At 60.8% G+C, this 21621-nt stretch carries 19 protein-coding genes and 7 tRNA genes; 12 read left to right on the top strand and 14 right to left on the bottom strand.

Features of this window, described 5'->3' with window-relative positions:
• Positions 1 to 204 precede the first annotated feature (204 nt).
• Positions 205 to 408 carry a cold-shock protein gene (locus PLU72_19075; GenBank protein HOT30283.1) on the bottom strand — a complete coding sequence of 68 codons (204 nt, stop codon included), beginning with the start codon at positions 406 to 408 and terminating at the stop codon, positions 205 to 207.
• 158 nt (positions 409 to 566) lie between these two features.
• Entirely contained in the window at positions 567 to 2234 is a 1668-nt protein-coding gene (locus PLU72_19070; protein HOT30282.1) for a glycoside hydrolase family 15 protein, read from the bottom strand.
• Positions 2235 to 2368: 134 nt separating this feature from the next.
• Here PLU72_19070 and PLU72_19065 point away from each other — a divergent pair, with 134 nt between their 5' ends.
• From PLU72_19065 to ygeW, 5 genes are all read left to right on the top strand, one after another.
• Entirely contained in the window at positions 2369 to 3931 is a 1563-nt protein-coding gene (locus PLU72_19065) for a phosphatidylserine/phosphatidylglycerophosphate/cardiolipin synthase family protein (protein ID HOT30281.1), read from the top strand.
• Between the two features lie 23 nt (positions 3932 to 3954).
• On the top strand, positions 3955 to 5016 hold the full coding sequence (locus PLU72_19060; GenBank protein ID HOT30280.1) for a zinc ribbon domain-containing protein: 1062 nt from the start codon (positions 3955 to 3957) through the stop codon (positions 5014 to 5016).
• A gap of 36 nt (positions 5017 to 5052) precedes the next feature.
• Complete coding sequence (locus PLU72_19055) at positions 5053 to 6108, top strand: SH3 domain-containing protein (GenBank protein ID HOT30279.1); 1056 nt, start codon at positions 5053 to 5055, stop codon at positions 6106 to 6108.
• 132 nt (positions 6109 to 6240) lie between these two features.
• Complete coding sequence (locus tag PLU72_19050) at positions 6241 to 7152, top strand: A/G-specific adenine glycosylase (protein ID HOT30278.1); 912 nt, start codon at positions 6241 to 6243, stop codon at positions 7150 to 7152.
• Between the two features lie 157 nt (positions 7153 to 7309).
• The gene (ygeW, locus tag PLU72_19045; GenBank protein HOT30277.1) at positions 7310 to 8497 is read left to right on the top strand and encodes a knotted carbamoyltransferase YgeW; all 1188 of its coding nucleotides are present in this window, start codon (positions 7310 to 7312) and stop codon (positions 8495 to 8497) included.
• 217 nt (positions 8498 to 8714) lie between these two features.
• Here ygeW and PLU72_19040 read toward each other — a convergent pair whose 3' ends face one another.
• Genes PLU72_19040 through PLU72_19030 form a run of 3 tightly spaced genes read right to left on the bottom strand, consistent with a single transcriptional unit; the run spans position 8715 to position 12204 of the window.
• Positions 8715 to 9539 carry an ion transporter gene (locus tag PLU72_19040; GenBank protein HOT30276.1) on the bottom strand — a complete coding sequence of 275 codons (825 nt, stop codon included), beginning with the start codon at positions 9537 to 9539 and terminating at the stop codon, positions 8715 to 8717.
• Between the two features lie 10 nt (positions 9540 to 9549).
• Positions 9550 to 11247, bottom strand: coding sequence for an adenylate/guanylate cyclase domain-containing protein (locus PLU72_19035; GenBank protein HOT30275.1), 1698 nt, complete (start codon positions 11245 to 11247; stop codon positions 9550 to 9552).
• Positions 11248 to 11271: 24 nt separating this feature from the next.
• Positions 11272 to 12204, bottom strand: coding sequence for an endonuclease/exonuclease/phosphatase family protein (locus PLU72_19030; GenBank protein HOT30274.1), 933 nt, complete (start codon positions 12202 to 12204; stop codon positions 11272 to 11274).
• Between the two features lie 185 nt (positions 12205 to 12389).
• Here PLU72_19030 and PLU72_19025 point away from each other — a divergent pair, with 185 nt between their 5' ends.
• A complete protein-coding gene (locus PLU72_19025) occupies positions 12390 to 12551 on the top strand; it encodes a hypothetical protein (GenBank protein HOT30273.1) in 162 nt (53 codons plus the stop codon).
• A gap of 73 nt (positions 12552 to 12624) precedes the next feature.
• A complete protein-coding gene (locus tag PLU72_19020; GenBank protein ID HOT30272.1) occupies positions 12625 to 14280 on the top strand; it encodes an ABC-F family ATP-binding cassette domain-containing protein in 1656 nt (551 codons plus the stop codon).
• 70 nt (positions 14281 to 14350) lie between these two features.
• Here PLU72_19020 and PLU72_19015 read toward each other — a convergent pair whose 3' ends face one another.
• Positions 14351 to 14929 (bottom strand): hypothetical protein, encoded by a 579-nt coding sequence (locus tag PLU72_19015; protein ID HOT30271.1) that lies wholly within the window; start codon positions 14927 to 14929, stop codon positions 14351 to 14353.
• Positions 14930 to 15338: 409 nt separating this feature from the next.
• Here PLU72_19015 and PLU72_19010 point away from each other — a divergent pair, with 409 nt between their 5' ends.
• Both PLU72_19010 and PLU72_19005 read left to right on the top strand, forming a co-directional pair.
• Entirely contained in the window at positions 15339 to 16646 is a 1308-nt protein-coding gene (locus tag PLU72_19010) for a hypothetical protein (protein HOT30270.1), read from the top strand.
• Positions 16647 to 16736: 90 nt separating this feature from the next.
• Positions 16737 to 17426 carry a hypothetical protein gene (locus tag PLU72_19005; GenBank protein HOT30269.1) on the top strand — a complete coding sequence of 230 codons (690 nt, stop codon included), beginning with the start codon at positions 16737 to 16739 and terminating at the stop codon, positions 17424 to 17426.
• On the opposite strand, the gene PLU72_19000 is transcribed toward PLU72_19005, so the two are convergent.
• From PLU72_19000 to PLU72_18965, 8 genes are all read right to left on the bottom strand, one after another.
• Positions 17420 to 18868: a tetratricopeptide repeat protein gene (locus PLU72_19000; protein ID HOT30268.1), complete on the bottom strand. Its 1449-nt coding sequence runs from the start codon at positions 18866 to 18868 to the stop codon at positions 17420 to 17422. The genes PLU72_19005 and PLU72_19000 overlap by 7 nt on opposite strands.
• 110 nt (positions 18869 to 18978) lie before the next feature.
• Positions 18979 to 19051: transfer RNA gene (locus tag PLU72_18995), tRNA-Lys, on the bottom strand.
• A 42-nt stretch (positions 19052 to 19093) separates the two neighbouring features.
• A tRNA-Lys gene (locus PLU72_18990) sits at positions 19094 to 19165 on the bottom strand.
• 5 nt (positions 19166 to 19170) lie between these two features.
• Positions 19171 to 19244: transfer RNA gene (locus tag PLU72_18985), tRNA-Arg, on the bottom strand.
• A gap of 13 nt (positions 19245 to 19257) precedes the next feature.
• Positions 19258 to 19332 (bottom strand) — tRNA-His (locus PLU72_18980).
• 34 nt (positions 19333 to 19366) lie between these two features.
• Positions 19367 to 19440 (bottom strand) — tRNA-Arg (locus PLU72_18975).
• 24 nt (positions 19441 to 19464) lie between these two features.
• A tRNA-Gly gene (locus tag PLU72_18970) sits at positions 19465 to 19537 on the bottom strand.
• Positions 19538 to 19549: 12 nt separating this feature from the next.
• A tRNA-Pro gene (locus tag PLU72_18965) sits at positions 19550 to 19622 on the bottom strand.
• Between the two features lie 221 nt (positions 19623 to 19843).
• On the opposite strand from PLU72_18965, the gene PLU72_18960 reads away from it, so the two are divergent.
• The 3 genes from PLU72_18960 to PLU72_18950 form a co-directional block, all read left to right on the top strand.
• Positions 19844 to 20185, top strand: coding sequence for a histidine triad nucleotide-binding protein (locus PLU72_18960; protein HOT30267.1), 342 nt, complete (start codon positions 19844 to 19846; stop codon positions 20183 to 20185).
• 58 nt (positions 20186 to 20243) lie between these two features.
• Positions 20244 to 20426, top strand: coding sequence for a 30S ribosomal protein S21 (gene rpsU, locus PLU72_18955; protein HOT30266.1), 183 nt, complete (start codon positions 20244 to 20246; stop codon positions 20424 to 20426).
• Positions 20427 to 20431: 5 nt separating this feature from the next.
• The coding region (locus tag PLU72_18950; protein HOT30265.1) for an ATP-dependent Clp protease proteolytic subunit at positions 20432 to 21621 on the top strand (1190 nt) is incomplete at its 3' end.

Below are 21621 nucleotides of genomic sequence, written 5' to 3'. Positions count from 1 at the left end.
CCAAATTCAACATCTACGTTAACACCCCCAACTGAACATACAAGACGAGTAGTACTAACCGCCTGACATATGAGACGCATAGGATTTCACCGGCGCCCGGGGAGAGACGCCAACTCTCGCGAGGGCGTTCCCGCCCGTGAAAATACCGAAAATGCGACGTGAAAAAAGGCCCCCTTTCGGGGGCCTTTTTTATATCAGTTGATATTAGATCTTGGTGACGTTGGTCGCCTGCGGACCCTTGGGGCCGGCTTCGATCTCGAACTGGACGGCCTGGCCCTCGTCGAGGGTCTTGAAGCCGGTGCCGGTGATCGACCGGTGATGAACGAAAGCATCCTTCTCGCCGTTCTCGCGGGTGATGAATCCGTAACCCTTGTCAGCATTGAACCACTTCACTGTACCACGTTCCATTTGGGAACCTCCTGAATATGTTCTCCGAAACGACACCCTCAGCAAATCCCCACAATGGACCGCACGCGGAACGCACCACAGAGTAACTTACACGGATGAATCTATCGAAGTAATCATATCGTAACACAGATATCTCGGAATAGCCAGAAAAATTATAATTATTTCAATTCTTTTTTTGAGATGGCAATGCGTTCATATTCACGGAGAGCCAGATCCAGTCCGGCTTTCGCCCAATTCAGCGGGGTGATGGGCGACGGTACAGGAAGTCTGCGGCCGTACAGGACGACGGTATTGATGCTTTCGGGAGTCTGCCATTCGCGAACCGGCATGCCGTCGGCGGCGGGGGCGGACCCGGTGATCTGGCCCAGAGCGCGCTTGATATGGACGGCGGCTCGATGGATGTCCTGGCGACGGAGCGCCGGGTCGGCCGTCCGCTCGGCCAGGTGGAGCCTGGCGAGGGCACAGAGGCTGTCGAAGAACCACTGGGCCTCGGTGTCCGGCATCAACTGCGAGAGGCGCCACCGGAACGCCGCATCCGACGAGGTGTCGCCCGTCAGGGCCGGCGCGGCGGGATCGTCGGAGGCGGGCGGCTTGATCCAGTAGTTGCCTGCCTGGTAGCTGTCGAGATCGTACCGGAGAATCCCGGCGGGCCGCTCCAGCGTCCGCACGATCTGGAGAACGGCGCGCTGTTCGCTTTCCGTGAGACCTTCGAGGGGCGAAGGCTGGATCAGCACGAGCAGCGCCGCGTCCGCCTGCCGGAAGCGGATGTCGGAAGGATCGTAGTCGGGCGATTCGCCGCCGAGGCGCAGTTGGTGCCTCACGCGCTCCATTCCCCGATCGATGAGCGATGCGAGAAACGACGGGGCCCACGCGGCGGGGGCGTCGGGACCGAGACGGCCGAGGCGCGCCCGGAAGGCGTCGCCGAACGATCGCGCCGGTCCCGTCTTCGCATCGAGCAGGCCCCGCCAGGCCTGGAGAGACCTGGTCGCGAGGGCGATGCTGCTGGTGTTGCGCCGGGGCAGTTCTTCCCACGCCCCGGCGTCTTCGTAGGTGTCGAACGAGATGCGTTCGAGGAACCGGGGATACAGCACGAGCACACGGAACCGGGCCGGGGTCAGATCGCCGGGCTCGAGAAGGCCTTCCGACGCGGCCTCGGCGAGGGCGGTGAAAAAGAGGCCGTGAGCGTCGATCTGGCGATGGTTCCAAGTCTCGGGCCGCCCGTTCACCATCACGTCGTCGAGTTTCGGAGTCCCGCCGTTGAAGCGGATGTGCGGCATGGCCATCTGATCGAGGGCCAGCGCCGGGTCGGCGATGACGGCCTCGAAACGCGCGACCTGGGCCGGCGTGGCGTAGTAGTCCCAGAGGGCCAGCAGAAGGCGCCGGGCGTCGGCACGCCGCTCGGGATCGCGGGCCAGCGCATAATATACCCAGACGTTGTCGCGGACCCAGATGGCGTCGTAGTTGGTCGAATCTGCCTCGCCTTCCGTCGTGCGGGTGGCGGCGGGGGCGAAACCGCGCGGGTTCAGCTCGATGCGCAGATGCGGCGCGAGCGCGGTGCGAATCTCGGCGACCAATCCGGCATCCAGCGGCCGGGCGACCCATTCGGCCACGGTATCGTTGAAAACCTTGACGAAAACACCTTCGGGAGCCTGCACGTCGCGGCACGTCGCCTGACCGGTCATCGCGGCTTTGCGCAGAGCCAGGGCTCCCGCCGTGTTTCCAGAAGTCTGGACAGCGATGCCGGGCACCGGAAGCAACGTTCCGAACATGGCCAGAACGACAACCAGCAACAGGCAGGGATTAGAGCGAGACGGGATGTCAACCATGGCAGAGATCCTCCGATGCGTGTTTTTCCTCAGGCCTGATATAGCAGGAAATACCGACCATGTCCATTGCCCGAACAGGCCGGACTGCGGTACAATTCCCCCGATAACCGCCGAAAACGGAAGGAGACATTCCGATGATGACCCGCCGTTCGCTTCACGCCGTCCCCAAAATCCACCCTTCGCTGCCGGACGCCGTTCTGTTGTCGGTAATCGCCCTTCTGCTCTGCATCGTCATGACTCCGACGCCCTCGTCGGCTTTCGAGCGGCTTCCGGGGAATAACGCGCTTCAGGCCGTCTTCAACTCATTCCCGGCCGCGGATTCGAACGTTCTGGCACGCACCCGACTGCTCACCGGGAATGAAGAGTCCTGGTATGCGCGCTGGCACATGCTGGAGTCGGCGCGTTCCTCGATCGTCTCGACGTATTTCATCGTCGACAACGACATCTTCGGCTGGTCCTTCCTCGGCCTGCTGCAGAAGAAGGCTCGTGAAGGCGTGAAGGTGAAACTGATGATCGACGCGCGCTTCCTGCGCGGCGTCCGCAAGATCGGCGACTTCGACGAACTCGAGGAGCTCGCCCGCATGCCCGGCGTCGAGGTGCGCCTGTACAATCCCGTCGGCCGTTCCCTTCTGCACGTGTTCCAGGACCTCCGCCAGGTTCTGCTGTCGAACCACGACAAGATCATCATCATCGACGGAAAGCTCGCCATGACGGGCGGCCGGAACATCGGCGCAGACTACTTCGCCCAGATGGGCGAGCACGACAACGTGTTCCGGGACATGGATCTGGTTCTCGAGGGATCGAACGTCGTGAAGCAGTTGCAGCAAGCCTTCGACGAAGAATGGAACATGCTCCGAACCGTCCCGGTCAAACCTGACCTCATGAATCTCCGCGACCAGACAGCGAAGCTCGATCTGGCGTACCGGGTCATGAGCCGGTATATCCAGGGCCGCGGCACCTTCCCCGCCGAGCAAGGCCTCGATGCCGGGCTGAAACGGCACCTCGACATCTACAACAAGGAAATCGTGAAGTATAAAAAGCTCACGTCGTACGCTTCCTTCGAACTGTTCAGGGGCGAGCGGCTGAAGCCGGTGAAGATTCTCGACAAGCACTCGATGCTCGGCACGCGCGAAGATATCGGCCCCGGCCTGATCCGCATGATCGATGCCTGCAAGCACGAGATCCTGATCCAGAACGCCTACGTCGTTCTCTCCTCGGAAGCCGAGAAGGCGCTCGTCCGGGCCGCGAAGCGCGGCGTGAAGATCGTGCTCAACACCAACTCCGGCGAATCGACGAACCACGGCTCGACCGTGGCGTTCTTCATGAACGACTGGAAGCGTCTTCTCGCGACGATGCCGGGGGCCAGGATCCTCGTTTTCCCGAAAGGCAGCCCCTGCCTGCACACCAAGGCCTTCGTCTTCGACCGCCAGGTCACGGTCGTCGGCACGTACAACCTCGACCCGCTCAGCGACGTGGTGAACTCGGAAGTGGTCGCCGTCATCCAGGACTTCCCCTTCGGCGAGATGACCGCCCGGCGCATGGAACGCCAGTTCCAGGAGTGCCTCGAGTACAAGATCGACCTCCAACCCGACGGCAGCGTCCGGACCGTGTTCGGTCCTGAAGACCACACCTCCGCCGAGATGATGAAAAAGCTGAACCGGCTCCGCAAGTTCCAGTGGATTCGGCCCCTGATCTGAATCTGCTCGAAGGGAAGCGTCTCATGCGAAACATCCTCGTCCTCGTCGCAGGGCTCCTTCTTCTGCCCCTGTTGCCGGCGCACGCCATGTTCTGCGGTTCGTGCGGCGTGAATCTGCCTGACCAGAGCCGGTTCTGCAATGCCTGCGGCGCACCTCAGCAGGCTGTTCCGGCTCCTGCGGCAGGGCAGCAGTGGCAGTCTCTGCCCGCGAAACGTCCGGCGCCGGTGCCGACGCCGGGAACGGTTTCCGAGCAGCAGTTTTCCCAGATCGTCCAGCCGCTGGAAGAGTATGGAAAGGACCTGCGGATCAGCAACCTGACCTCTCCCCTGGTTCCCCCGCTCATCCAGCGCACGCTCGTCCCCGGCTACGAAACCATCCGAAGAAATCTGGCCCGGCGCCGGCTCACTCTCACCCCGGCCCAAAACCGAATTTTGTCATTATATAACGAATTATATTCTTCAATCCTGTCATGGACGATGACCCTCGGAAGCGAGCGCGAACTTCTTTTCCCTCGCATCGGACAGGCCCTGTGCCTCCAGGCGTTTCTGCGGGCGCATCCCAACGAGGACGGCATGACCTCTCTGCAGGCCATAGAGACCGTGTTCGAGAAGGAGCAACGAAACCTGGTCGAGCGGAACGAGAACATGAACGAGAACGCCGGCTTCGAGAATCCCGGCATCGCTTACCAGATCGCGCGTTCCGACAGGAAAGCCGTCTCTGACTCGTTCACGTTCACCCTCCTCATGAACGACCGCGGCAAAAAGGTCGGCGAGCGGATGCAGGTGTTCGACCGCACCGGCGCGCCGCTGGGCCAGCTGAAATTCGTCGAACAGAAGAACGGGCTCCGGCACTACGCCGGAACGATGTCCAGAAAGCGTTTCGACGCGCTGGGCTCACGCGAGATCCAGGTGAAATACGTCGTGAAAACGACATTTTCCACTTCCTGGAGCAAGGAAACCCTCCGGCTTCACCTCCTGCCGTCGCTGAAACCCGGCGATCCGTCCGACTACTCCTACGAAGCCCTGCATGGCACCTCCCCCGACGTCACCCGCATGCGCTTCCTCCAGAGCATCGGCAAATACTGATCGTTCGAACCATCTTCCTGTGAAAAGAGAATCAGCATGAACAACCTTTCCGGTGGAAGATCCCGCCTTCGCTCTCTTCAGGTTCTTCTCTGCATCGCCTTCATCGGGATTTGCGGAGCGCTCTCCGCATCGACGGGAGCCTGCTGGTATCTGAAGTGCGAATTCGAGACGACCGACGGCGCAAAGATCACCGGGTATTACGAAACATGCTCCTACGGTGTGTTCAAAGCGCCGGCCCTCGCCGGGTTCGTCGCCGCCCCCTCGGGCGTCAATCTCCGCGACGCTCCTTCGGCAAAAGGGAAGGCCGTGAAGAAACTTCCGGACGCCACCCCTCTGGCCGTTCTCTCCAGGGATGGCGACCAGGTCGAGATCGAAGGGAAAAAGGCTCCCTGGTTCAAGGTGAAAGCCGGCGACCTCGAGGGCTACGTGTTCGGAGGCTTCGTTCAGATCGCCTCGCCGGACGAGGGCGGCACAACCGCAGCCGAAGCCTGGACCTTTGCCGAGATGGACGGCGACGGTTCGATGCGGGAGGAACCGGTGAACGGCGAGTTCTTTCTGAAAAAGTTCGTCCGGGAAGCCGATGGCGCCGGGTCCGAGGCGTCCCAGACAGGAATCGGCGTATTCAGGGAAATTCACGAACTCCGATACAAACCCGAACTCGGACAGAACGTCATGTGCGACCAGATCGAGCGCAACTCGTTCATGGGCGCGCTGGATACGGACTTCGTCGAAATCGAAAAAAGCAAACTCAAAAGCGTGCGGGTGCTCGACGTCAGAGAAGGCGGAATCGCACCTCTGCTGGTTCTGAAAAAAGACGAACTGGAGCGGCTCGGAAAACCCGCCAAAGCGCTCTTTTCCGTCGAGAATGATCCCGAAGGGGTGGTCGCCCTCGTCAGCTATAGCAATGATTATTCAACGCCCCAGCGGCTCGAAGCGCTTCTCAAAGGATTCGCCGAGTCCAGGAAAACGGCCGAAATCCCTGCCGACGCCGGCTGGTGGTATCCGATCTACGAGAAGGGCGCAGAGCAGGAGTTCCGGCAGACCGTCCTGCCCAAAGACGTCGTATTGCTGACCTATCACGTGCAGGATTAACGACGTGCCTTCCGCGGCATGTGATGCAACCGCTCGCCCTGAGCCTGTCGAAGGGCGAAAACGTTCTTGTGCTTCGACAGGCTCAGCACGAACGGAAACGCGGAACCGGCTCGTGCCATGCGGGAATCGATCATGATCGAAACGGCTCGAACAAAGACGGCCCGCCTTCTTCTCGATTGGTATGACGCCTCCGGCCGGGATCTGCCGTGGCGCCGGACGAACGACGCCTACGAGATTCTCGTCAGCGAGATCATGTTGCAACAGACGCAGGTTCCGCGCGTCGTGCCGGCGTATCGCCGGTGGCTCGAGGCGTTCCCGGACTGGCAGGCGCTCGCCCGGGCGGGAACGGCGGAGGTGATCCGCGCCTGGGCCGGCCTCGGCTACAACCGGCGCGCTCTCGCGCTGCAGGAGATCGCGCGGCAGGTGGTCGAGCACGGCCTGCCTGACAGCGAAGAAGATTGGCTCCGCCTGAAGGGCATCGGCCCGTACACCGCAGCGGCCATGACCGTCTTTTCCCTGAAAAAGCTTGCGGTTCCGATCGACACCAACATCCGGCGGGCCGGCGCGCGATTGCTCCTGGGAGAGCCGTTTCCCGAGCCCCGTGATGACGGGAAGCTCAGACCCCGCCTGGCGGAAGTTCTGCGTGGCTCGCGCCGGTTCGACGACCTCGTGCAGGCGCTGTTCGATCTCGCCAGCCTGGTCTGCCTCAAGAAGCCTCTCTGCGCGACATGCCCTCTCGGCCGGGAATGCCCTGCCTGCGCCGGTTTTCTCGAAGGAACGCATGCGGCGCCAGACAGGACATATCCCGCGAGCCGCGAGCGCAAGCACCGCAACAAGCCACACCCCGACCGCATCTTTCGCGGCCGCATTCTGAGCCTCGTTCGCGAAGCACCGACCGGACTTGCCGTCGCCGATCTCGGACCTCGCATCGATCCGTCGTTCGAACCAGCGAACGACCGGGCATGGCTCGACGCGATGATCGGCCGTCTCGTCGCCGACGGTCTCGTCATGCGCTCCGGCAATCGTCTGAAGCTCCCTTCATGAAATACCTCTTCGGCGGGTGAGTCGACCTGACGATATCCCATGAGGTCCACCTCGGATGTTGTAGATTCTCCGGGCGTTGGATATAATCACTTGTCCCTGCGGCCGAACCTTTGGTTCGGCGTGTACGGAAATACATGAAAAAAAGGAATGGAGACCAATGTCTGATTTGAATTCCCTGTTGAAAGAGATCAAGAGCTACAAGAGCAAGATGTTCGGGAAGGATTTTCTGCTGACCTGGGAGAAGTCCGTCGACGAACTCAAGCAGATCCTCGCGATCGCCGATCTGCTGAAACTCATGCGCAGGGAAAACATCTCGGCCCGGTGCTTCGACTCCGGCCTTGCCGTCTCCCTGTTCCGCGACAACTCGACCCGCACCCGCTTCTCGTTCGCCTCGGCCTGTAACCTGCTCGGCCTCGCCGTTCAGGACCTCGACGAGGGCAAGTCGCAAATCGCCCACGGCGAGACCGTACGCGAGACCGCCAACATGATCTCCTTCCTGTCGGAAGTCGTTGGTATTCGCGATGATATGTATCTCGGCGCCGGCAACACCTACATGCGCGAAGTCGGCGAGGCCCTCGACGACGGGTTCAAGCGCGAGGTTCTGCCCCAGCGGCCGGCGGTCGTGAACCTCCAGTGCGACATCGACCACCCGACGCAGGCGATGGCCGACCTGGCCTGGCTCAAAGAGCATTTCGGCGGCCTCGACAAGCTGAAGGGCAAGAAGATCGCGATGACCTGGGCGTATTCGCCCAGCTATGGAAAGCCCCTTTCCGTGCCGCAGGGCATCATCGGCCTGATGACCCGTTTCGGCATGGACGTCGCCCTGGCGCACCCCGAGGGCTACGGCCTCATTCCCGACGTCATCAAGGTCGCCAAGAAGAACGCGAAGGAGAGCGGCGGCTCGTTCACCGAATGCACCAGCATGAAGGAAGCCTTCAAGAACGCCGATATCGTGTATCCGAAGAGCTGGGCGCCGTTCGCCGTCATGGGCAAGCGCACCGAACTGCTCCGCAAGAAGGACCACGACGGCCTCAAGGCCCTCGAGAAGCAGTGCCTCGCCAACAATGCGAAGTTCAAGGACTGGGAGTGCACCGAGGCGATGATGAAGCTCACCAAGAAGGGCAAGGCGCTCTACATGCACTGCCTGCCCGCCGACATCACCGACGTCTCCTGCCAGGCCGGCGAAGTCGCCGCCAGCGTGTTCGACCGCTACCGCATCGAGACCTACAAGGAAGCCGGCTACAAGCCTTACGTCATCGCCGCGATGATCCTCACCAGCCGCTTCAAGGACGTTCACGGCCTGCTCGCCAAGCTGATCAAGCAGGGCAAGGAGCGGATCGCCTGATCCCCTGACCGAACCCGTTCGAAGGGCCGTCACCACCCGGTGACGGCCTTTTTTCTCGGCACGATGCCGTATCCGCGAAGACACGAACGACTCGGCACCCGCCTTCTCCGTCTGTTGAACGGGATACGAACAGTCGCTCGAGGCATTGCGTGCCTCGATACCTCAGCACGAACGGTATCGAGTATGCGAGCACATTGTCGCGTTCCCTCCGAGACGATCAGAACAGAGGGGAGCCGCAGTATTTGCAGTATTTCGCGTCGGCGTCGTGGCCTTCGGCGGAACAGGCCATGCAGCACTGGGTGCTGACCGGTTCCGACGCATTCCGCGCCGCGCGGGTCATTTCGGCCGTGACGATGCCGGTCGGAACGGCGATGATGCCGTAGCCGAGAATCATGACCATGCCGGCGAACAACTGGCCCAGAGGGGTTTTCGGGGTGATGTCGCCGAAGCCGACGGTCGTCATCGTCACGATCGCCCAGTAGATGCTGACAGGAATGCTCGTGAAGCCGCGTTCAGGCCCCTCGATGACGTACATGACGGAGCCGATGATCGTGACGAGCGTGGAGACGGCGAGAAGAAAGACGGTGATCTTCGCCTTGCTCGCCTTCAATGCAGCCGTCAGGACCGTCGCTTCCTTGAGATAATGCGCCAGCTTGAGAATGCGGAAAATGCGAAGCAGGCGAAGAACGCGAAGCGAGATCAGCACGTGGGCGCCTGGATACAGGACGTCGAGATACGTCGGCAGGACGGCAAGCAGGTCGATCATTCCCAGAGGGCTGAGAGCGTATTTCCATGGGTGAATCACGCAGAGCAGGCGCATGACGTATTCGACCGTGAAGAGGATCGTGAAAAACCATTCGCCGATGCGCAGAACGTCGCCGTAGGCAATACTGATCGAGCCGATGCTTTCCAGCATGACGAATCCGAAGCTGGCAAGAATGCAGAAAATGAGAATGATGTCGAACGCACGACCGGCGGGCGTATCCGACTCGAAGATGATCTCATGCCACGCGCGGCGCCAGCCGCTCAGCACCTGCGGCATATCCGTCCGTTCATTCACCGTTCGATGCCTCCCTCCCCCCTGCAATCAACGCTCCGGGCGGCAGGAAGTCGGGGAGGCGGCCCGGGCCGGTCACGCGGAACACTTCGACCGGCTCGGCCTTTCCCTTCACCAGCAGGGGCGGCAGGGCCTCGAGTTTCAGCGCATCGCCCACCAGTTTCGCGACGTCGCTGTTGATGAGAATCTCACTGGACTGCGCGTTCGCGCAGAGGCGGCTCGCCAGGTTGACCGTGTCGCCGATCGCCGTGTAGGAAAGCACTTTATCCGAGCCGATGAAGCCGGCCGTCACCTCGCCGATCGTGATGCCGAAGCCGACGGCGAACTCGGGGAAGCCCTCTTTCGCCCATTTCCGATGGAGAATCCCGAGGCGGGCCTTCATTTCGAGAGCGCAGTAGATGGCGCGAACCGGTGCGTCGGGCAGCGGCAGGGGGGCGCCGAAAAGCGCCATGATCTCGTCGCCGACGTATTTGTCGAGCATGCCGCCGAACGCGAGAACGATCTCGGTCATCGCGTTGAAATACTCGTTGAGCTGAACGACGATCCGCGCGGGGTCCATGCGTTCGCTCATCTCGGTGAAGCCGCGGATGTCCGAGAAAAACACGGTGACGAGCTGTTTGCTGCCGCCGGGCTGGAGCGCCTCCGGGTCGTTGCGGATGCGCTCGATGAGCACGGGCGAGACGAACTTCTGGAAACTGTTCACCAGGCGTTCGCGGTCTTTCGCGAGATCGATGTTCTCGAAATACTGGCGATCGACCTCCTGGTCGAGAAACTCGGCGGTGTTCTGCAATTTCTGCTGGTGCGTCGAAAGCTTCTTCACTTCGGCTTCGAGCTCCCGGTTCCGCGCCTCGAGACCGGCCTGATCCATCATGCCGCCGACGATACAGCCCAGAATCTGGCCGATCTGGTACAGAAAAAGTTTCTCCAGCGGCGGATCGATCAGCCCCATCGGGGCCTCCTCGACGTTCACGAGGCCGATCAGCTTCGTTCCGTGCAGCAGGGGCGACGCGATTTTCGTCGGAACGGGCGGCATCACGTCGAGCCGCTTCGGATCGGGAACGACCTGCACGCTTTCCGCGACGAGCTTTTCGAACGAGGTGCCGGCGTACTCGAAGCTCGGCCTCTTTGCGGGCCTGCTCTGGGGCGGCACCTGGGCCGCGAGAACCATCGTCTGCGGCCGCGACGGATCGATTGCATAGATCTGCGCCTGAGTGATGCCGGTCAGCGCGCAGTATTCCGCGAGAGCGCCGCGAATGCGGCCGTCCCAGTCGGCGGAAGGCGTCATGACTCTCAGGAACACGTTGGTCCATTCGAACGTGAACGCGGCATACTCGCGCCCGAAAACCGTATGAGCGGCCTTTTCAGGAGCGGCCGCGGAAAGGCGGAATTTGGCGCGGGCGGCTTCTTCCGGAGTTTTCGGCCCGGATATCGCCGGCGTTTCTCCGGACCCGGCCCGTTCGGGAACGGACGTCTCCGCCTGGGGTGCCGCGATAACGGGCAGCCCGCCCTTTCCCTCCTTCCGGGGAGCAGGCTCGCTTTCGCTCCCGGAACGGCCGGCGGAGTTCAGGTCGAGGATGAGCGCCCATATCCAGAGCCCGAAAAAGATCAGAAACTGCTTCGAAAGCCAGGGGAAGCTCTTGATCCCGCTGATGAACGCGGCAACGAGGATGACCAGATTCAATGTTCGTTTCATGGCTGAGAGCCACTTTACCACATTTCAACGCATTTTTTGCCTGAACGTGACGTCGGCAAAAACGGGAAAATGATCCGATACAACCGGTTCCGTCACGACCTCGGACCGGATCGAGAGCTCCCAGTCGAGAGAAGAGCGGGCCATCACGTAATCGATGCGCCGGCCGGGTGGGCCCCGGACGGCCGTCCGCCCGCCGTCGGGCTCGATCGCAAACACGCCTCCGACCAGCGGAAACAAGGCCTCGGGCTCCAGGTTCATGTCGCCGCCAAGAATGACCGGCTCCGCCATCGTTCCGCAGAAATCCTTCAAGACCTGGAACTGGGCCTGCGTGAAGCTGAACTCGAGATCGCCCTTGTGGGCGTAGAGGTGCGCCGTGACGACCCTGAAGGGAACGGGGCCGGCGGAGCATGTCACCGCCAGAAAACCTTTCCGCGCCAGTTTTTCTTCGAGATTGAAATCGAGGCGGACGGGAAACATCCGGTAGCGGGCGTCGGCATGCGGAAGCCTGGAGAGGATGACGAGCCCCGTGGGGTTGCCGACCCGGGGTTCCGGGGCGAAAGCGGCATACTCCGGCAGCCTGCGGCGGAGCCCGGTCAGATACCGCTCGAGCCAGACCTCCTGCAGGAGCACCAGGTCGGGATTTCTGCCGCGAACGATCCGGGCGAATCCGTCCAGGCGCGCCTCATGGTCGGCCGCGAACGGCGGCGGCAGAAGGTGCAGGTTTGCCGTCAGCACGCGCAGACTGAACGCATCCGAAGCAAATCTCGAAGATTCGCCCAAGGCCGGCATCAAGGCAGGATACTGGGCAGGCACCCTCAAACCGGCCGTGAGATGTTGCGGCGACGGCACCAGTTCGGGCGCCGTCAGTTCGACAAGCGTCTTTCCGATCCCGCTCCGGGTCATCGAGGACTCGAGGCTTCGCAGATCTCGCCAGTGTTGGAGGGGAGCTTTGCCCATGAACGTTCCTATGCAGCCGCCGGAAAACAGGCTCAGGAAAACGATTGCGCCGGCCAACGCCATCCGCCGCGCAACATCGGATACGATACGGGTTTCGCGGGATATCATCGGAATATGCATGTCACGAATGTGATATCATGTCATGAACCATCGAACAATGGAAATTGCGCACCAAAGGAACATTCATGACCGGAAAAACGGGAGACAGATGCGTCATCGGCGGTATTTACAAGTGCCAGACCCACCCCGAAGCGACGAAGACATTCAAGAAGGCCGACATCTTCCCTCCCTGCGGAAGAGCCGGCAGCCACGGCACGGTCTGGGTCCTGGTCCGAAAGACGCCCTGATCGGCCGGTAGTGCGTCAGGAACGCATCGCGACGGAAATTTATATAGAATATTATATATAGCACGAGACAAGCATGATCAATCTTTCGAACGTCAAGATTGCGTACGGCAAGCGCACCCTGTTCCAGAACGCGGGCTTCCTGGTTCGGCCGGGAGACAAGATCGGCCTCGTCGGCCCCAACGGCGCCGGCAAGACCACGGTGTTCCGCCTGATCACGGGCGAGGAAAAACCAGACGAAGGGGAAGTGTCGGTGCTTCCCGGCATCGTCGTCGGGTATTTCTCGCAGACGGTGGGCGAAATGTCGGGCCGCTCCGCCCTCGAAGAGGTGCTGGCCGGCGCCGGAAGGGTCTACAAACTCGGGAAAGAGCTTCACGAACTCGAGCACCGGATGGCCGACCCCGACGGGGGCTTCGACGATGCCGCAATGGCGCGCTACGGCAAGATCCAGGAAGAGTTCATGCATTTGGGCGGGTATGAGAAGGAAACACATGCGCAGACGATCCTGAATGGCCTGGGTATCGGCCCCGACCGCTGGGAACAGCCCGTCGAGGCCTTTTCGGGCGGCTGGAAGATGCGCATCGCCCTCGCCCGCATCCTGCTGCTGAACCCGGACGTGCTGCTGATCGACGAACCGACCAACCACCTCGACATCGAGTCGATCCTCTGGCTCGAGGGCTGGCTGAAAGAGTTCAAGGGCTCTCTGGTGATGACCTGCCACGACCGGGAGTTCATGACGCGCATCTGCAACCGCACCATCGAGGTCGCGGGCGAAACGATCACCACCTATAGCGGCGACTATGATTTCTACCTGCGGGAACGGGTGATCCGGCGCGAGCAGCTTCTCGCGGCTCAGAAGCGGCAGCAGGCCATGCTCGCGAAGGAAGAGGAGTTCATCGCCCGCTTCGCAGCCCGCGCTTCCCATGCAGCCCAGGTCCAGTCGCGGGTGAAGACGATCGAGAAGATCGAGCGGATCGTCGTGCCGCCCGATCCCAAGGTCATCAAGTTCGAGTTTCCGCCTTCGAAGCGCAGCGGCGACATCGTCGCGAGCTTCAGGGATCTGGCGAAAGCCTGGCCGCTTCCGGACGGGAGGTCGGTGCCGGTCTTTTCGGGCGTCACCGGAACGGTGGTGCGGTGCAACAAGATCGCCGTCACCGGCGTCAACGGCGCCGGCAAATCCACCTTTCTCAAGATCGTGAGCCAGCAGACCGAGGCGACGGGCGGCACGTGCAGTCTGGGCGCGGGCGTCCAGCTCGGGTATTTCAGCCAGTATTCCTGCGACGTGCTCAAGCCCGAGCACACCGTGTTCGAGGAGCTCCAGGAACGGCTTCCCCTGGCCAGTGTCGGGTATATCAAGAATCTGCTCGGCGCCTTCCAGTTCTCGGGCGACGATTCCGACAAGAAGGTTTCGATCCTGTCGGGCGGGGAGAAGACCCGTGTCATGCTCGCCTGCCTGCTGGCCCAGCCGGTGAACTTCCTCGTGCTCGACGAGCCGACCAACCACCTCGACATCGCCAGCCGCGAAGTGCTTCTCGAGGCCCTGCAGAATTTCGACGGAACGGTTCTGATCGTCAGCCACGACCGGTATTTCCTGCATCATCTCGTGAACCGGGTGTTCGAGATCGACCACGGCGCCCTGAAATCCTACGAGGGCGATTACGACTATTATCTTCGCAAAACCACCGAAGAGCGCGAAAGCAGCGGGGGCGCGCGCGCCGCTTCCACGAACTGATCGGTCGGAAAACGAAACCGGCCGGATCCGCCGTTCTGGGGCGGGATCCGGCCGGTGTTTTTTCGGGGGATTACTCGGCGGATTGGTTGACGAAGACGATCGTCACGACGTCGCGGCCGCGCTCCTGGCCGAAGCGGAACAGGACGGGGTTCGTGTCGAGGCCGCTGAAGAAGCTGCCCTTGTCATCGGCGTAGTCGAGATAGGCATCGAGCCGGAACAGCTTGAGGAAGTTGCTGTGCTGCTGGAGGTAATGAGCGATTTCCTTCTGTCCGGACTTGCCCCAGGCTTGGCTGATGAAGTCGGTCGAGACGAGATGCTGGATCTCCTGGGGGGTCGAGTCGTTGAGGGTCGTCTCATCGAGGTAGCGGCCCTTGGCGTTGTATTCGGTGTCGATGACATGGCGGACGACCTGGGCCATGATCAGATCGAGGTCTTTTTCCTTCTCGGCGCGCGGCGGAAACACTTCAAACTTCTGGCCATTCACCTTCTGGAAATAGGCGACTTCGAAGCTGACACTGTTTTCGAAACCCTGGGGGGCGCTGACCGGGGCCAGCTCGAGGTCGTTGTAGCCCTGGGCCGAAACCGGCGCTGCCAAAAAGCTGAACAGACAAACGATGACAAAACAAACAATCGAAACACTGCGGAACATGGGGATGGATCCTCCATCAGATCGGTAAAGCTGCCGGACGGTTTGCTCTGACGAGTTGCTCCGGACGTTGTGAACGCATCAAGGAAGCAATATTCATGCCATCCACGGACGGTTCAGAATATCAGCTCCGAATGCGGTACAAAGAAGTATCGGCAGTTCCTCGCAACTCCCGAACTGCCAATTTTCTGCACACCCTGTCCAAAGATCGAACGCGCCGACGCTCTCCCGGCATGAGCGACGAACAGGTCGGAAACGGCTCTGGAAGCCGGGATGGCGGGCATTCCCCCGGTGCCGGCGCTTGCATCAGGCGTCAAAGTGTGTTATCCTCACGGGCGTTCTTCAATTCCCGGTCACAAGAAAATTCGAAGGTTGTGGAGGAATATCCAAAATGAGGAAGCTCCTGTGTCTCATGCTCGGCGTCTCCCTGATCGGCGCCATGATCGTCGTCGCCGGCTGCGGCGGCGGCGGCGGCGGCCTCAGCACTCTCCTTGGCGCTGCATTTGTGATCGCCATTGTTGCCACAACGGGGGGAGCCGGTGGTGTTGGCTCTGTTCCGTTCGCTGCTGCTGTGAGAGGACAAGCCGCTGGTGCAATCAGCATTACCGCCGAGAAACTCCAATTCAGGATCACTCCCTATACAAACGGAACGGCCGGCACACCGATCTTCGTCGATGTCGCTACCTCCACCTCAAATACCCAGGTCATCGGAACCGCCTCCCTTCCAATCGCTGGTTCGGAATATCTTGTCGAGCTGGTTCGCGGGAATAACGCTATCCCGATGCTGAAAGGGATGCTTGTCGACAAGAGTCTCGCGGAGGGTGATGTCGTCCCGATGACCGTGAATGCCTCGACAACAGCCGGCGCTCTGGTATTCTCTCAGTGGCAGGAAAACAATCGCGTAAACAACAGCTACGAAAATTTCCTCGAGCATCTGACACCAAACGGCATCGCCAGTATCACCACACTTGGGGCAACCATCCAGAACACTTTCTGGGCCAATGCGGACAACCTCGACAATGCCCTGCTATCATCCTTCGACAACGCTGCCGACAGCGCAGCCGCTCTGGTCACAAACGTTTTCTCGAACGAAGCCCTTCACGGCTGGTGGCTCCTGGATCCCAGCGGAAATAACGAGTATGCCGCCTTCCACGCTGATCTCAACGGGCATGTGACCCACACGAGCATGTTTGGATTCAGCAGTGGCAACTACTCGGTGCTGTCGACCGGCAGGCTGCAAATGCAGCTGCTCACGCCGGAAACGACGATCAACGTGACCGCCACGATGACCAGCGAAACTGCCGCCACCTATGAGGAACGCAATCATCTCGGCGCCTTGGAGGAAACGGGAGCTGCCACCAAGGTGAGCAACAATTCGGTTTGTGCCGGCACTTGGAACGGAACGGCTCAGAACGGCGCCTCGATGGATCAATTCACCGTCGTCATCGATTCCAACGGTCTCATTCAGGCATTCTACTGGCCTCAGCAGGATTCTCTCCCGCCGTTCGTCGCTGGAAACGGGTTCGTCGTTTCCGAGGGTGGAAAAGTTGCCGGTTACGCGAAATTCTTGAAAGACGGATTTACCACACAAGTTCGGTTCTTTGGCACTCTTTCCGGAAGCACCTTCTCTGGGACGATCGAGTCAGAGACGGACGCGCCTGGGAACGACACACCGAGCGGCACCATCACGATGACAAAAGCGGCGGCTCAGCAGCCGTAAGAGTCTCTTCCCGATTCACAGACAGCCGGGGGCACAAATGCTCCCGGCTGTTTTCATCGGAAGATGTCAGACGTTCCCAAGAGCGCCTTGGTGTCGTATATTCAGAAGGTCATGGCAGCCAACGATCCGATCAGCATTCTCCGGCGTGAGGCGTTTCCTTCGTATGAGGAGGCGTGCCGGGCATTTTGCGCGCTTTCGCAAGAACAGCGGAACGAGCTGTTCATCCACAAAACGCGGCCGGTGTTCGAGGTGTTCAACCGCACCCACGTGAACGCCCTCGCAGCGTATATCGTCGATTCAGGCTGGTCGCGGATTCTCGAGGCCGGAGCGGGGGACGGGCGGCTGTCGCGGTATCTGAGCGAAGCAATCCACCGGGTGTTCCGCCGCCGCCGGGAAAAAGGCGAGCACCCCCGCCAGATCCGCATCATCGCGACCGACAACGGCTCGTGGAACATCGAGACGGTGTTTCCGGTCGAGCGGCTGGATCTCGCCTCAGCCCTTCAGAAATACGATCCGGAGCTCGTGATCTGGTCCTGGATGCCGATCGGGGACTGGACGTATCTGATCCGCCAACACCCTTCGGTGAAAGAATACCTTCTCATCGGGGAGGCAGAAGGCGGTGAGTGCGGCAACGCCGACACCTGGAACCCGGCTCTGTATGAGGCTGACGGATTCACGCGACACGACCTGGGGGAGATTTCCCGGTATCAGCTCGCCCGCAACGACACAGACCCAGCACACAGCCGGTCGAAAACCGTGTCGTTCCGCCGATATCAATAGTATCGAATATTTAATGCCTCGGGGTAGCTTTCGCGCTGGAAGGAAACCTCGGATGCCTCGATAATCGGCTGCGGGCGCGAGCTTTGGACTGTGGTGAACGTGTTCAGCAGCTTTTCCAGCTTGATGATCTTGCCCTTGACCCGGATCACGGAATAGACGCTGACGCGCGGATCCTTCGGCAGGTCTTTCGGGAACACGATGCCAAACGTGTAATCCATGTTGGAATCGGGATTCACGCTCCCGTTCATGTTCACGAAATACCGCTCGCGCCCCCGCGACTCATCGGCATACACAGCTTTCCCCTCCCACTCGACGGCCTGGCCGATATACCCCGCCGGGTTCCGGACGACGTCTCCGATACTGATGGGCTTGCTGATATACGCGTTGGACGTGATCTCACGCCGAACGGCCTTTTCGGCCTCCTCGGCCTTTTTCTTGCCCACCCAGTATCGGGCGGCCCCGGTCATCTCTTCGACCTGACGACGCTGGTCCGGCGTCAGGGCGCCGTACTGCCGGGCCAGGGAAAGCAGCGCCTCGGCTTTTTCGAACTCGCCCTGCTGGTAGTAATACGTGCCGCGGGAGAAATACGAGTAACTGAGACGGCTCGCAAGGTCGCTGAGCCGGTTCTGTGCTTCCTTCAGATTAGGGTCGATCGAGAGGCATTTGCGGAACTGGAACGTCGCGTCTTCATACCGGCCGAGGCCTTCGTAGGCTTCGCCGAGCGCGTAGATCGCCTTGATCATGTTCGGCGTCGCGGAAAGGGCGCGCTCGAGCATGGTGACGGCCTTTTCGTAATTCTGTGTGCGAAGGTGAATCAGGCCCAGCGCGTAGTCGATCTCGGGATCGTCGGGGGCTTGGCGCTTCGCCTGCTCGTAGGCGGAAAGCGCCGTGCCATACTGGCCCTGTTTGAAACTCAGAAATCCCACCATTTTATGCAGGCGGGCATTATACGGGTCGCTTCGGACGGCCTCGACGAAGGCCTGGAGCGCCGCTTCGTTTTTTCCCTGCCGGAGGAGCTCCTGGGCACGCTTCTCAGCCGTATTGGTACCGACGTCCTGCACGCGCTGGCGAAGGGCTTCTTCTTGGCCCTGGATCTTGAGGGCGGCCGAAACGTCCTGTTTCAGGTAGCTTTTGATCGCGTCGAGCTCGCGACGCGCGGCGAGGTAATTCGGATCGAGCGCGACCGCAGCTTGGAACTCGAGCGCGGCTTCCTTGAGAAACCCCTGGATTTTGTAGACACGACCCATGTTATACCGGGCCTCGGCGGACTTCGGATCGATCTCGGCCGCGGTCTGAAACTCCTTGAACGCTTCGAGATACCGCTTTTTGTAGAAATGGTTCAGACCGACGTCGACATGCAGCTTGGCATTTGCGGCCAGTACGGCGGGCGATACGAAGAGAATCAGGGCAAGAGCGGCCTGCAGGAAGCGCGTGGCACGCATGGATATACCTCGTTCTGCGTCAGGGATGTATCAGGATTCTTGCGTAAAAGCATACCAGCTACCGGCGGAAAAAACAAATCCCCGGTGTCTGCACACCGGGGATTTGCGGGTGGGCCGTGCAGGACTCGAACCTGCGACCCGCTGATTAAGAGTCAGCTGCTCTACCAGCTGAGCTAACGGCCCGAACACTTCGTTGCCGAAGTGTTATTGCCAAGGATTGAACGATGAGCCGTGTTGGACTCGAACCAACGACTCCCTGCTTAAAAGGCAGGTGCTCTGCCTCTGAGCTAACGGCCCGAATACGCGCCTGGAAGGATTCGAACCCTCAGCCTACGGATCCGAAGTCCGTTGCTCTATCCAATTGAGCTACAAGCGCCTGCTTACTTTGGTGGGGACAGAGACGGGGCTCGAACCCGCAACGGCTAGATCCACAATCTAGTGCACTACCATTGTGCTACTCTGTCCATCGTAGCCAAAACCCTTCAGGACACCGAACGGCGCGCCTGAGAGGACTCGAACCTCTGGCCCACAGCTTAGAAGGCTGTTGCTCTATCCACCTGAGCTACAGGCGCTCACGGCCAAAGGCCTTCGATCAGAGCGGGAAACGGGACTTGAACCCGCGACATCCACCTTGGCAAGGTGGCGCTCTACCAACTGAGCTATTCCCGCATTTTCCAGCAATCGGGGCGACTGGACTCGAACCAGCGGCCCTCTGGTCCCAAACCAGATGCGCTACCAACTGCGCCACGCCCCGGTTATCGTCCGTTGCGATACGGCTATATTACCAAAACGCGTGTACCGAGTCAAGCGGATTTTTCAAAAACATTTTTCGAGAGCATTCGTGCTTCGACAGGCTCAGCACGAACGGGTATTGAGTATGCGAGTGATCGTTGTGCGTTCCCAGAAGGGAATCCGCGACCCGGTGACGGGAATGTTGACATGGAGGGGATGATGCGGTAGTATGGCATTTCACCTATGGATACGTGTATTTTCTGCAGGATTGCGAAGGGCGAGATCCCGGCCGACGTCGTGTATCAGGATGCCGACGTGGTCGTGTTTCGCGATCTTCATCCGCAGGCACCGGTTCACGTTCTCGCGGTACCGCGCAGGCATATCGCGAGCCTCGTCGAGCCGGGCGCGGCCGACGGCCAGGTCCTGGCCCCGGTGTTCCGGAGCATCCAGCAGGTCGCCTCGAAGCTCGGCCTCGAGCAGGGCTTCAGGGTCGTCACGAACCACGGTGAACACGGTGGACAATCGGTGGGTCACATCCATTTTCATGTTCTCGGCAAGCGGCAGATGCAGTGGCCGCCGGGTTGATGACGGAGAAACGATGTTCCCCTCGTGAAAACGACGACAGGGAGGGGGGTGAAAGGATATGGCAGAAGTTCGAGTTCTGAAGGATGAACCGTTGGAGAAAGCCCTGAAGCGCTTCCAGAAGAAGTGCCAGGAGGCCGGCATCATCAAGGAAATCAAGCGGCGGCGCGCCTACGAGAAGCCCAGCGAGAAAGCGAAGCGCAAGGCGGCCGAAGCCCGGCGCAAGCAGCGGCGGCGGAAGTAATCGACGTGATATACATCACCGAGAATCGACCCGCGGGGCGGCTGTACCGTCTCGCGGGTTTGCTGTCTCTTCTTTTCATCGCTCTTGCGTTCACCGTCTTCCCGGCCGCCGCCCAGACGACGACGTCGGGAAAAGGCGAAACCGTCCTGGTCGTACCCATTACGGGCGACATCGACAGCGGGCTTTCCTTCTTTCTGCAGCGAATGATCCGCCGGGCCGGGCGCGAGAACGTCAAGGCCGTCATTCTCGAGATCAACTCGAACGGCGGCCTCGTCGACGCGGCGCAGGAGATGAAAGACGCGCTTCTGCGAAGCGGCGTCACGACCGTCGGCTACGTCAAGGGCCGGGCGCTTTCCGCGGCCGCCCTCATCACGATCTCCTGCCATCGCATTTTCATGGAGCCCGGCACCGAGATGGGCGCCGCGACTCCGATCAAGATCATGGGCGCCTCGATCCAGGCCGCCGAAGCCAAGTTCGTGTCGGCGTTCCGGGGCGAGTTCGAATCCGCCGCCGAGGCGCGGAAGCGGCCGAAAACCCTTGCCGCCTCGATGGTCGACAAGGACGTCGACGCCATCCCCGGCCTCCGGAAGCGCGGCGAAATTCTCACGCTGACGAGCGAAAGCGCCCTCCAGCACGGGTTCTGCGATGCCGTGGTCACCTCTCTCGACGGCGTCCTTCGAAGACTGAACCTGGAACAGGCCACGATCGAGCGCGCCGAACCGACGTCGGGCGAGACGATCGCGCGGTGGCTGACGCATCCCAACGTCTCGGTCCTGCTGTTCACGATCGGCTTCTGGTGCCTGGTCCTCGAGTTCCTGGTATTCGGGTGGGGTCTGCTGGGCTGGTTCGGCCTTCTCTGCTTCGCCCTCTTTTTCGGCGGCCATCTGTTCGCCTATATGGCCGGCTTCGAGGCCGTCCTGCTGTTCGGCATCGGTCTCCTCCTCCTGCTGGCCGAAATCTTCGTCATCCCGGGCTTCGGCGTCACCGGGATCGCCGGCATCGGCGCCATGTGCGCCGGCCTGGTCATCACCTTCGGCGGCATTTATACCGCTGTCTATGCCATCGCGAAAATCACGGCCCTCTCGATCGTCATGATCGTCGTCCTGTACAACCTCGGGCCGAAGCTCAAACTGTTCGACCGGTTCGTCCTCAAAGAAGCGATGACGACCGAAGCCGGCTTCGTGGCCGTCGACGG

The organism is Candidatus Ozemobacteraceae bacterium, assembly GCA_035373905.1.
In the GTDB taxonomy this organism is placed as follows: Bacteria; Muiribacteriota; Ozemobacteria; order Ozemobacterales; family Ozemobacteraceae; genus MWAR01.
The sequence above is the reverse complement of the archived record's forward strand: the minus strand, read 5'-3'. Positions and strand labels throughout refer to the sequence as shown.